Origin of the sequence: Streptomyces sp. NPDC088812, from assembly GCF_044750285.1 — a bacterium.
Lineage (GTDB): Bacteria > Actinomycetota > Actinomycetes > Streptomycetales > Streptomycetaceae > Streptomyces.
This window is the reverse complement of sequence record NZ_JBIVJP010000028.1, coordinates 37,358-48,261: the sequence shown is the minus strand read 5'-3', so window position 1 is coordinate 48,261 and position 10,904 is coordinate 37,358. Positions and strand designations below refer to the sequence as shown.

Annotated in this window: 12 protein-coding genes and 1 pseudogene; 4 read left to right on the top strand and 9 right to left on the bottom strand. The window is 69.2% G+C overall.

The window, feature by feature from the left end; translation table 11 throughout:
- A complete protein-coding gene (locus ACIP67_RS37415; protein ID WP_401697952.1) occupies window positions 1–183 on the bottom strand; it encodes a hypothetical protein in 183 nt (60 codons plus the stop codon).
- A gap of 381 nt (window positions 184–564) precedes the next feature.
- Here ACIP67_RS37415 and ACIP67_RS37410 point away from each other — a divergent pair, with 381 nt between their 5' ends.
- From ACIP67_RS37410 to ACIP67_RS37400, 3 genes are all read left to right on the top strand, one after another.
- Complete coding sequence (locus ACIP67_RS37410; RefSeq protein ID WP_401697950.1) at window positions 565–897, top strand: hypothetical protein; 333 nt, start codon at window positions 565–567, stop codon at window positions 895–897.
- A 187-nt stretch (window positions 898–1,084) separates the two neighbouring features.
- The gene (locus ACIP67_RS37405) at window positions 1,085–1,456 is read left to right on the top strand and encodes an ATP-binding protein (protein WP_401698034.1); all 372 of its coding nucleotides are present in this window, start codon (window positions 1,085–1,087) and stop codon (window positions 1,454–1,456) included.
- 385 nt (window positions 1,457–1,841) lie between these two features.
- Window positions 1,842–2,909 carry a TerC family protein gene (locus ACIP67_RS37400; protein ID WP_401697949.1) on the top strand — a complete coding sequence of 356 codons (1,068 nt, stop codon included), beginning with the start codon at window positions 1,842–1,844 and terminating at the stop codon, window positions 2,907–2,909.
- Between the two features lie 549 nt (window positions 2,910–3,458).
- On the opposite strand, the gene ACIP67_RS37395 is transcribed toward ACIP67_RS37400, so the two are convergent.
- Window positions 3,459–4,010 (bottom strand): hypothetical protein, encoded by a 552-nt coding sequence (locus ACIP67_RS37395; protein ID WP_401697947.1) that lies wholly within the window; start codon window positions 4,008–4,010, stop codon window positions 3,459–3,461.
- A gap of 875 nt (window positions 4,011–4,885) precedes the next feature.
- Here ACIP67_RS37395 and ACIP67_RS37390 point away from each other — a divergent pair.
- Window positions 4,886–5,065, top strand: a complete 180-nt coding sequence (locus ACIP67_RS37390; RefSeq protein WP_401698042.1) for a hypothetical protein — start codon at window positions 4,886–4,888, stop codon at window positions 5,063–5,065.
- Between the two features lie 437 nt (window positions 5,066–5,502).
- Here the strand turns inward: ACIP67_RS37390 and ACIP67_RS37385 are convergent.
- The 7 genes and pseudogenes from ACIP67_RS37385 to ACIP67_RS37355 all read right to left on the bottom strand — a co-directional run.
- Window positions 5,503–5,793: pseudogene (locus ACIP67_RS37385) on the bottom strand (DUF6302 family protein); the annotation flags it as partial.
- Window positions 5,794–5,796: 3 nt separating this feature from the next.
- Window positions 5,797–6,693, bottom strand: a complete 897-nt coding sequence (locus ACIP67_RS37380; RefSeq protein WP_401697946.1) for an endonuclease/exonuclease/phosphatase family protein — start codon at window positions 6,691–6,693, stop codon at window positions 5,797–5,799.
- 24 nt (window positions 6,694–6,717) lie between these two features.
- Complete coding sequence (locus tag ACIP67_RS37375) at window positions 6,718–6,915, bottom strand: hypothetical protein (protein WP_401697944.1); 198 nt, start codon at window positions 6,913–6,915, stop codon at window positions 6,718–6,720.
- Window positions 6,916–7,280: 365 nt separating this feature from the next.
- Complete coding sequence (locus tag ACIP67_RS37370) at window positions 7,281–8,027, bottom strand: hypothetical protein (protein WP_401697943.1); 747 nt, start codon at window positions 8,025–8,027, stop codon at window positions 7,281–7,283.
- Between the two features lie 458 nt (window positions 8,028–8,485).
- Complete coding sequence (locus tag ACIP67_RS37365) at window positions 8,486–9,115, bottom strand: hypothetical protein (RefSeq protein ID WP_401697942.1); 630 nt, start codon at window positions 9,113–9,115, stop codon at window positions 8,486–8,488.
- Window positions 9,115–9,594: a sigma-70 family RNA polymerase sigma factor gene (locus ACIP67_RS37360; protein ID WP_401698032.1), complete on the bottom strand. Its 480-nt coding sequence runs from the start codon at window positions 9,592–9,594 to the stop codon at window positions 9,115–9,117. Before ACIP67_RS37360 ends, ACIP67_RS37365 begins: the two co-directional genes overlap by 1 nt.
- A 32-nt stretch (window positions 9,595–9,626) precedes the next feature.
- Complete coding sequence (locus tag ACIP67_RS37355) at window positions 9,627–10,901, bottom strand: cytochrome P450 (RefSeq protein WP_401697941.1); 1,275 nt, start codon at window positions 10,899–10,901, stop codon at window positions 9,627–9,629.
- Window positions 10,902–10,904 lie beyond the last annotated feature (3 nt).

The following is a 10,904-nucleotide window of genomic DNA, read 5'->3' as shown; positions in this document are numbered from 1 at the left end:
CTATGCCTCAGGGCCATCGGGCAGGGGCGTGAACAGAGCGGCGAGGAAGCGGGCGAAGCCCGCGTCATCCGGTTCCTGGCGCTGCGTCCAGCGGATGTCAACCTTTGGCTCGGGCTTGTCCTTGAGGTTCTTGCGCAGCCACTCGCCGGCCTCTTCCGCCCGAGTGGCGTCCCCGTCCTGCATGAATCAGATCCTCCGTGCCGCCCCAGAGGGGCGTGTTACGCCGCAGTGCGGCAGCGGTGCGGCTGCTCACCCGACGCATGCCGGGGGCAGGAGTGCTTGTACGACTCGTGACACGAGCGACAGGTGGTCGTGGCCTCGCATGGCGATGATGTCGAGTCGGTTCCCGGCGCATGTCAACTTTTCGCGAGTGGCGTCTCCCCGGTTCACCTATCAAGGCTTACCTGAAAAGCCTATAGACTCGTGTATCAACTAGTCAATCAGCCCTATCGCCGTCCAATGCGTGTCACTACTTGCCTGGCGGTCGGTCGCCACTCGGGCCCGGATCGATCATGGCCGGGCTGTCATAGTTCATCGTGTATGGCATGCCTGTGACATTTACGGGTGTCCGTGCAGATCTGGGGTGCCGGCCACCGCACTCCCCTCGCCTACGGACACGGCGCCTGGACCGCCTGGTGCTACCTGGCCGCCGACGGCCGGTCACCGCACGAACGGTCCGGCGCCCTGTGCCTGCACGACCCGCGCGCGGGCTGCGACGCCGCCAGCGTGCCCGGACTCCCCTGGGGCAGGGCCGTCACCCTCACGGCCCAGCCAGGCCTCACCGTGCTCGCCCCCGGCTGGCTCGCCCACTCCGTCCTGCCGGTCAGCCCCGGCCACACCCTCGCCGTCCTCACCGCCCAGGCCGGCACCATCCCGACGCCCTGTCCACCGGGGTGATCAGGCGGCTCCCGCGGTGACCGGCGCCGTCTCCGCCTGCGGTCGCGGATCACCGGGCAGAGTGCGGATGTCCCGGGACATCAGCGCGCAGCCCGCGGCCGCCAGGACGAACACCGCGCTGGCGAACGCCACCCGGCCCGGCCCGAAACGAGTGGCGAGCGGCCCGGAGATCGCCGAGGCCCGTGCCATGGCCCGCGACTTCCTCACCACGGTGCAGGCCGCGCACGGGCTGCCGGTGTCGGCGCGGGCGATGGACATGGTGCAACTGGTAGTGAGCGAGCTGATCACCAACGCCCGTAAATACGCGCCCGGCCCCTGCCTGCTGGACCTGGAGATCGTCGAAGGCGCCGTCCAGATCAGCGTGTGGGACAGCAGCACCACACTGCCGTCCATCCAGGCGGCCGACCCGGAACGGATCGGTCAGCACGGCCTGGAGATCACCATGGCGGTGTCCCAGACCTTCTGTGTTCACCGGGAACCGGTGGGCAAGCGGATCACTGCCTCCGTCCAGCTCGCCGACGACCCCGGCGGAGACCCCGCCGGCCGCCAGGCCATATGACGTCCCGGGGCGAAGTCCAGCTGGCCGTGCCGACCGCGAGGCCATCCGAAGTCAGTGGTCCTTCTTGCGAAGTCCTGATCTTCCGGGCGGCGAGGATCTTTGGCTTGCAGGGCGTTGGCTGCGCGGCCGGTCGATGTGGCGGGCTGCCGGGCCGGCGGGCCCAACCACGGTTGTGCCGGCCCGGGTGCGCGACGGCGTCGGCGGGCTCCGCAGTGGAGCGAAGGGCAAGCCGGCCGTGCCCGCACCGCCGGCCTGGGTGTCGGCGGGCGAGGACCGTACCGTCCAGCCTGGGCCGGGGGTGGCGTGCGCCGTGCAGGACAACCGCGGTGGCATCCCGCAGACTCGAAGTGAGGCTTCCGGTCGATGGCGTCTGAGAGGTCGGGCCGTGCATGATGTGCCGCTGTGGTTGTGGCTGGTGTTCGCCGTCACCGTTCTGGTGTCGTTGGCCGTCGACCTGCTCGCGCACCGCCAGGCTCACGTCATCGGCTTCAAGGAGGCCGCCGCCTGGAGCGGGGTGTGGGTGGGCCTGGCGATCGTCTTCGGCGCCGTCGTCTTCCTCGTGGTCGGAACCAGTGCCGGTGTCGAGTACACGACAGCGTGGCTGCTGGAGAAGAGCCTGTCGGTCGACAACCTCTTCGTCTTCGCGCTGATCTTCGGATACTTCAAAGTCCCGCGCGCCTATCAGCACCGTGTGCTCTTCCTCGGCGTCCTGGGCGCCCTGGTCTTCCGCGGCATCTTCCTGGCCGCCGGTGTGGCGGTGGTCAGCCGCTTCACCGCCGTCCTGTTCGTCTTCGCGGCCATCCTCTTCTACAGCACCTACAAGATCCTCAAAGAAGAGGACGACAGTTTCGACCCCGGCAAGAGCATCGCCGTGCGCCTGCTGCGCAAGGTCATCCCCGTGCGGGACGACTACGCCGGGACCCACTTCTTCGTCAGGGAAGCCGGCAAACGCGTCGCCACCCCACTGCTGGCCGTCGTCGCCGCGATCGAAGCGGCCGACCTCGTCTTCGCCGTCGACAGCGTGCCCGCCGTCCTGGCCGTCAGCAGCGACGCCTTCATCGTCTACACCAGCAACGCCTTCGCCATCCTCGGCCTGCGCGCCCTGTACTTCATGCTCGCCGGCCTGCTCGACCGCTTCCACTACCTCAGCGTGGGCCTGGCGTTCATCCTTGCCTTCATCGGCGTCAAGCTCATCCTCCAGGCGTCCCACAAGACGATCAGCACCGACGTCCCCGAGATCCCCTCCCTCCTCAGCCTCGCCGTCATCGTCACCGTCCTGGCCATCTCCATCGGACTCAGCGTGCTGCGCCCGCCGCCCGGCCACACCGGTGACCGGTCTCCCGCGGACACAGCAAGGCCCGTCGGCCCCGCTCCGGCCCAGAACGCCACTGACGACCCCCCGGAACCGCCTACCGGTCCGCACAGCACAGACGAACCCCCCGACGTCAGGTGAGTCCGGCCGGCGACCCGCGGGCCCACCCACCCGGATCACGGCCCAAATCCCCAAACGCTCGCAAAGTTCTTAAAATTCGTCGTAAAATGTTGGTTATGAAAGTCGAGCCGGAGCCCAGGACAAACCCGCCGTCCCGACATGTGTGCCGTTCGTGCCAGCAGCCGGTGGACGCGGTGGTGGAACGACACAAGACCATGGGCGTCTACGTCCCCATCTGGGTCGCGGGTCCCTGCCACGCCCCAGACTGTGACCAGTACGTACCGGAGCAGGTGACGGTCAGCTCAGTACGCAGTGCCACATGGAAGAACCTGACCGGCTGGACACGCCCCTGACCGGCTCGGGGGATTGATCATGGGGCACAGCCGCCGGTGGAGTACAAGGTGACCACGCCGCGCGCGAAATCCGCATCGCCGTGGAGATCAGGCGGCCCGGCCGCTCCGGCGGCCCAATCCCGCGGGTGCCGGGCACGCGATCGATCACCACATTCGAAACCACAGCTTCCTGGGCCAGCCGCTATGTCATCGCCGGAACGGCCTGCCCGACGCCACTTCACAGTTGGTACGGGTCGGTGAGGCCGGTCACCGGTACGCCGGAACGACGGGAGATCAGTTCGGCGAGCTCACGTATGTCGCTGTATGTGGTGTTGAACCACCACTCAGCGTCGTGGCCGGTCAGCCGCGACGTGAACGCCACCTCGTAGGCGAAGGCGCTGCCCGCCGGAAGCGAGCCAATGGCGAACTGCGTGCCCTGGCCCTCGATCGACCGGATTTCCGACCACGCAACGCTGACCACGCGCCTGCCGGCGGCGTCGACGAAACCCTCCGAGAACAGGTAGAGCCCGCCACGCGTGGGCTGAACCCGGACATAACCCCATGTGAGGACGATCAGCAGGCCGACCACCACAACGCCGCGGCCCCAGACGTTCGCTGGCCCGTTGACCACGAAGTTCATGACGACGATGAGAAGCACCAGGCACGCCGCGGCCCCGCCGAGGCCGGGGCGGCGGCGCACCCGCCGCTCGAACTCGCCGAGGTCATCGCGGGCGGCGCGGGCCAGCACGCGGGGCGTGGGCGTGTCGGTTGGCTTGCTCGTCCCGGCCATCGGGCCATGGTAGCGAGCCAACCGCTCAGGCAGATGTCCAGCATCAGGCCGGGAAGGGCGTAGTCGGCGTCAATGAAAGGGCGGGTCGCCCCTCCTATCTCGCGGGCGCTGGAGGAACATCCAGCCGGTCGGCACGGGCGGCGGCGATGTACCGCGCTCGCATGTGCCGACGGTCATTGTGTCCTGGTGATTCCGCGAGTTGGCTCCGTGGCGCGGCGTTGCCCTGGCCACCTCGCGATTCTGGCGCCGACCCGGCCTTCGAGAGGCAGGCGGGGCGCCCATCCCTGAAGGGGGCGGAAAGGGCTGTCGGACCGGACGTCTCCAGAGCGCGGGGCCGTCCGGTCCGGCAGTCCCCCGGCGGGGGATCTTAGCCAGTGCGGGCCTCAGGCAGCTAGGACGGTTCTTCCTCAGAGCTCTGGGGCCGCTCGAGTGTGCCCTGCTGGCAGGAGGGGCACAGTTCGTGGTCGCCGCCGGGGGTGACCACGGTTCCCCACCCCAGGCAGCGGTCACAGTCGCGTGCCTGGGGCAGATCGGGGCGAAGTGCGGGGGTGCGAGGGCGGGAGGCTTGAGCCATGCGGTGTGAGACTCCTCCGCTGGGTCAATACGAGCCCCCAGTGTGCCCGATATGCCGCAATTTCATGTGGCGTGGGTCACATTTATGCGGGAGGGCGGGTGAACCGGGCGCCGGGTTGATGCCCTGCGCGCCCGCGCCCTTTGCTGCGGGTCATGCGCGGGTGGACTCTGCTTGATCAGCGGCACCCTGCGGGGGTGATGACGTGCCTGTAGGAATCGTGCAGTGGTGCGACCCGGGACGGGGTGCAGGCCGGGTCGCGCCGGACGGCGGAGGCCCCTGCGCCGTCGCGTACGGGGCTGCGGTGCATGGCGTCGGCGAGCGGACTCTGCTCGCGGGCGAGCGAATCGTCTTCGACCTCACCATCGACGCCTCCGGTGTACGGGCCGGCAACATCTGCCGCCTCATCGAGACGGCCACGGGCGCCATCGCTGCGGCGGATCCCGAAACGGCCCGATGCGCCTGCTGGGATGCCGCCGTGTGACACCGGCCGGCCTGAAGCCTGACGTGCGCTTGTTCGGGGTAGGCCGGTCCGGTCGGGGCAGATGGACGAGGCGGAATATCGAGCCTCGGAGGCAGCGGTGGTGCATTCACCCGAAGAGGACCTCGCGGACTTCGCCCGCCTCGTGGGGGTCGGGTTGAGGTTCCCCCGCATCTCGGGGGAACCTCAGGGGAAGTAGGGGTGGGACCGGTCGCGTTTGCCTTGGCCGCCGAGACGGGCAGGGTGATCAGAACGCCCAGCAGGATCACGGCGAGGCAGCCGCCGGGGTCGCGGAGCGTCGACTTCAGCGGGTCGTGGCGCCAGGGCCGCCCGTCGTCCTGGTCCGCGTCGTGCTCCATCTGGGCCGCCGGGTGGTCGGGGATAGCGCGGCGGCGGACGAAGGTGCGGCGCGTAGCCGAAGTACCTGCCGCGCTCCGCGTCGTCCCAGGGCTGGCGGGGCCCCAGTCGACGGTGTGGCAGGTGTCGCGGTGGACCGACAGGCCGAGCCGTACACGCGGGAATCCGGGCTGGCCCCGCAGGGCCGCCCAGACGCGCACGGTATCGAGCACGGTGCCGTCCACCTTCACACCGACCGCGCACCTGAGGAGGCCCCGGTCGGCGAGGCGTTCGCGGAGCCAGGCGTAGTCCTCGGCGCACTCCTCGGGCGAGGGGCGGCAAAGGGACGTGGTGATGTACGCCGGCGAGAAGGAACATACCTGCCTCGTGGACATCGCTCACGCCGCCCGGGTGATCGGGTGGTTGAGGATGTCGGTGAGGGTGTGCCGGTCCAGGCGCACCACGACCGTGTGGTGGTCGGACAGGCCCGTCATGTCGATGACCTCGACCTCGCGGATGGCGGGCAGGAGCTCCGTGCTGGCGTAGATCCGGTCGATGCGCGCGTCCGGCCCGTGGGTGTCGCAGGCGTCGACCGTCGGCGCGACTGCGGTGGTCCTGCCTGCGGTGGTGGCGAGGTGACGGGCGACGTCGTGCAGGCCGGCGGTACGCAGGGTGTCGTCCGGGCGGTCGTCCATCCGGCGCACACCGTCCGGCCTGATGTAGGAGCGGTGCGCACGGTGGGGCTCGTCGCGGATCTCCTCCAGAAGGGGCAGGGCCGGGTCCCCGGGGACGCCGGCCATCGGGTAGCTGTTGTTGTCGCCACCGAGGAGCGCCGGGTAGTGGACGCGTCGCCCGTCGGCCTTGAACCACCTGTCGTTCCACTGGGTCAGCCGCTCCGCCTCCGCCAAGCGGGTCGTGGGGGAGCCGTAGTTGAGGTGGTAGGAGCCGACGATCAGCGGGACTGCGCCGGGGGCCGTGCTGGCGAGCCGCAGGCTCCGTACGGTCGGCGGGAGCACCCACATCGGGCCGGTCTTCGGGAACTCGCCGACCGGGGTGAAGAGGTCCGGGTCGTGGTAGAGGGCGGTGCAGCACTTCGGACCGATCAGGCCGGCCATGCCGAGCACGGCTTCGGCCGCGTCCGCGAGCGCATTGCCGTCGTCCTGCGCGTTCCACACCTCCTGCCGCAGGAGCAGGTGCAGGTCGAGGGACTTCAGCCGGTCGTGCATCCGCTGCCACAGCGCGCGGTTGCCGCCGCCGTTGTTCTCGAAGTTGCAGATCGCCGCATTGATCAGCACGGAAGGTCTCCAGAGGTAGAGGCGTCAGCGGGTGGGCGTGAGGACTTGGCGGAGGACGGCGAGGTCGAGCGTCGCCAGGAGCAAGGCGTGGTCGGAGCCCTCCCGGACGTCATCGGTCGCCAGGACGTCGAAGGCGGGCAGGGCCGGCGCGAGGTCGGGGGTGCAGTACATGCGGTCGATGCGCTGGGAGGGCCCCTGGTTGGTCCGCTTCAGGCTCGCCAACCCCGGGGAATTGCGTCTGATGCATGACGCGTAAGCCGTCACACCGGATGATCTGCGGCATCGTGGCACACGCCCCCACAAGGAGATTAAGTGGCTGACCTGGCTCGTTGCGCTGGTGCGTTCATCTGATGCGTGATTCGCGCACCTGGCACATGGGAGGCGTGTGTGTCTACAACGGATCTGACCGAGGCGTCCGCCCGGCTGGTGCGGCTGGTGCGGCTGGTGCGGCTGGACGGGTGGCTCTGCTGCATCCCGAATGGTGATCAAACCCTCCGTGGATGAGGCGGGCGGGACATGAATCCCGCTGCCTGTGACAGCGCAGGCAGGGACAGAACGGACGGGGTGGGGATGGTGGCCGTGCGTGGTTACCCGAAGCGCCGCTGCCAGAGCTCCGGCCTGCTGGCTTCGGACTTGAGCGGTACAAGATCGGGGGTGGTCCAGACCCGGTTGAACGCGTCGAGGCCCTCGGTGTCGATGACCTGGGCCACGCTGTCGGCTGCCAGGTTGAGGTACTTCAGGGTCTCGACACGCTGGCGGGTTTCGGCCAGGTCCCGGTAGCGGAGTGTGGCGTGGGGACTGATCTCTCCTGTTGGCACCGGCGCTCCGAGGAGCTTGGTGGTGATCTGCTGATCGGCCCAGTAGGCGTGGCCTTCCATCAGGAAGGCATAGTCGCGGTCGGCTATGCCCCGCTGGTCGGGGTAGAGCGTGTCCATCAGGCGCCACGCTGCGCTGTTGGCGGCGTACTGGGCGACGTGGGTCAGCTCGTGGGAGACGATCTTGTTCAGCGTGGGCTCGTCTTTGAGCCGGCCTGCCTCTCGTATGGCCTGAGGCAAGACGACAATTTCAGGGTGGCCCTGTTGAAACTCAAGGACCTGGGCCCCGATCATCGGCCAGATAATGCGACGGGCGTGATACACGGAAGCGATCTTGGCTTTGGCCGCGCTCCGGCTGCTGCGTGAGGGGCGTAGTTCGCGCGCTTCCGTCCTCAACTGGCGCTTGGCCTTGCGCCGGTGCGCTGCCAGCCACATGCGTACGGTCATCATACGGATGATCACGGTGTCGGGCAGAGCCAGCCCCGTCACGGCCTCGACCAGAGGAGCGATCGGTTCCACCGCAGCTTCGAGGCGCTCCGCCAGAGCGTCGAACCTACGTCCTGCGTCATGGTGAACAACGGTTCTCATCATGTGCTGCTTCCAGAAAGAAGTTGATCGGGTTGGTTGTGTGCGTCCCGGCCCCGCGCGGGACCTTGTCATCTGGGAGAGATGTCTCCCTCACCGCCGTATGGCGCTGCCTCGGCATCGATCCCGCAGCCGTCATTGGCTATGACCGACGTTTCAACTGGAAGGTCTGGGGGATTCCGCAGCGTCTGATAGCCCGGGTTACCGATAGTCGCCTCCAGCGTGCTGGACTGGCCGAGTTCGGTGGCGGCGTGGTGGCCGAGCTCGATGAAGACGCGTCCGCCGCCGGGCTTGGTGCTGGCGATTGAGGTGGCTGCTTGCTCGCGGCGTCAAGGTCCGGCCACCGGCGGCAGGCAAACCGACGACAGGGAGGTCGGTAGAAACACAGGGCTTCACCGTTCACTCACCGCCAGCAGGCGCAGTGCCGCGTCGGGGGCGGAGAGTGCCACCGCGGACGCGTCTCGGGGCTCGGCACGCAACCGCAGTCGTTTCACCCGCTCCCCGTCGGTGCGGTGGATGGGCGGCAGGTACTCCCACCCGAGGTCGTGCAGAGTGTCCGTCAGCGATGTGCTCGCTTCGCTGCTGGCGTTTGTGGTGGTCGGGATCTCCCACCAGACGCATTCCAGGCCGCTTCGTGCCGCTCGGTCGGCGAGCCACAGGGTCAGCAGTCGTACTCCCTGGATGTCGCCGCCCGGCACCGGTGGGACCAGGGACACGAGGAGTCCGGGGGCTCGGCCCTCGGTGCCCCAGTGCCGCACGTCAGGATCCGGGGGCACAACGAGGCAGCTGATGAGGATTCCGTCCTCATACAGGCCGAGCACGTCGGCTTGCGACCGGATGAGGTCCACCAGGTGGCTGGTGGGGTGGTCTATGTGCTGCTCCGCGAGCCGGAGGGCAGCCTCTTGCGCGAGAGCTGCTGCTTCGGCTCGGGATGCACCAGTGCTGATGGGCAGCATCTCGTAAGCCGGCCGTGGATTGTCTCTGCCGATCGTCAGCCCGTCGATGGCGCCCGTGGTGCCCATCAGGCCGGTCCTGCCGCGGACGGGGCGGAGGCGGATGCCGTGTCGTCGAGGAGCTTCCAGGCGTGGGCGAGGCCCATCAGGTGTGCGGTGTTGTCCGCGCACGCCCTGGCCAGGAGGGAGTCGATGTCGGCGCGTACGTCTCGGGCGGAGACACCGATGGCCGCGCCGATTGTGGCGTTGCGGGAGTGCCGGGTGAGGGCGTGCAGGAGCCGCTGCTCGTTCTCGTCGAGGCGCGGGGACGGCCTGTGGCAGTCGGGCGGGTCGACCTGCCGGGCGGTGAGGAGCGCGTGCACGAGCACTGCCCGGGAGGCTTCTGGCGGACAGCCCACGTGTCTGCGGGCCGCCCGGAGCTGACTGTTCACGCCGTGCACGGACAGGTGCAGGTGCGCTGCGATCGCGGCGTTGGTTTCGCCGTAGACGAGGCGTGCGGCGACGCGTCTGGCCGCTTCGGACAGGGGCGCGATGGGCTCGGCGGTCATGGTGGTCACTGGTGGTCCTGGCGGGATGGGGGTCAGGCGGCCGGCTGGCCGAGGCGGACGGGGAGGCTCTGGTGGCCGTTGGAGATGAAGCTGGGCAGCGGTCGGAGTTGGTCGGCCTCGACGGCGAGCCGCATGTTGGGGAAGCGGGTGAAGAGGGCCTTGAGGGCGATGCGCGCCTCGATGCGGGCGAGTTCGGCGCCCAGGCACATGTGGGTGCCGTGGCCGAAGGCCAGGTGCTGGTGTGCGGTGGGGCGGCTGGAGTTGAACCGGTCGGCGTCGGGGCCGTGGACGCCGGGGTCGCGGCCGGCGGCGGCGTAGTTGATCACCAGGGCGTCGCCTTTCGCGAAGGTGATGCCGGTGGTTTCGTCGGTGACGTCGCGTACGGCGAAGCGCATGATGATCGTCGCGAGGGGCGCTTCCAGCCGCAGCGCCTCGTCGACGACCTGCTCCCAGGGGGTGTGGCCGGAGGTGGCCTGGTGGAGCTGGTCGGGGTGGGTGAGCAGGTTGGTGACGGCGTGGTCGAGGAGGTTGACGGTCGTCTCGTGGCCGGCGCCGATGAGGAGGACGAAGCTGTCGGCGAGTTCGGGGTCGCTGAGTTCTCCCTCCGTGTGCGCGGCGACGAGGGCGCTGGTCACGTCGTCGCCGGGCATCTTCCGCTTGCGGTCGACGAGTTGCCAGATCAGTTCGTAGACGCGCTGGCCGGCCGCCGCGGCGGCCTCGGGGGTGGCGTCGGTGAGGAAGAGTGCTCCGACGGCGTCGCGGAAGTCGTTGTGCAGGTCGTCGGGCACGCCGAGCAGGACGTTGACGACCCGCAGCGGCAGGCGCCAGGCGAACGTCTCGCGCAGGTCCACCACCTGGTCGGGTCCGGCGGCTGCGACCTCGTCCAGGAGGGTGCGGGCGATCTCTTCGATCTGCGGGATCAGCGCCCGCACGCGGCGGGTGGCGAACGCGGCGGCCAGGGGGCGGCGCAGGCGGCGGTGTTCGGTGCCATAGGCGGACAGGGCATTGCGGACGTCGACCCAGATCCGCAGCGGCCATGTCTCGGGGACCTCGCCGTCGAGGTAGGCGGGCCAGTGCTGGTGGGCGTCCTTGGAGATGTCGGGGTGGGTGAGCAGGCGGCGTATGAGGCCGGGGTCGGTGATGGACCAGGCGTCGATGTCGCCGGGCAGCACGACTTGGGTGGCCGGGCCGCGGTCGCGCAGGGCGGCGGCTTCGCCGTGGATGTCGGAACCGGTCCCGTCCAGGCGGTAGGGGCAGCCGGTGAGCGGGCTCTGGGACGCGGACTCGGGGGTGGGGATGGCGGGCATGGT

Excerpts from the sequence above, each read along its gene's own strand:
- ACIP67_RS37415 (WP_401697952.1), bottom strand. The coding sequence starts at position 183 with ATGCAGGACGGGGACGCCACTCGGGCGGAAGAGGCCGGCGAGTGGCTG.
- ACIP67_RS37355 (WP_401697941.1), bottom strand. The coding sequence starts at position 10,901 with ATGCCCGCCATCCCCACCCCCGAGTCCGCGTCCCAGAGCCCGCTCACC.
- ACIP67_RS37405 (WP_401698034.1), top strand. The coding sequence starts at position 1,085 with ATGGCCCGCGACTTCCTCACCACGGTGCAGGCCGCGCACGGGCTGCCG.
- ACIP67_RS37395 (WP_401697947.1), bottom strand. The coding sequence starts at position 4,010 with ATGGCCGGGACGAGCAAGCCAACCGACACGCCCACGCCCCGCGTGCTG.
- ACIP67_RS37360 (WP_401698032.1), bottom strand. The coding sequence starts at position 9,594 with ATGACCGCCGAGCCCATCGCGCCCCTGTCCGAAGCGGCCAGACGCGTC.
- ACIP67_RS37365 (WP_401697942.1), bottom strand. The coding sequence starts at position 9,115 with ATGGGCACCACGGGCGCCATCGACGGGCTGACGATCGGCAGAGACAAT.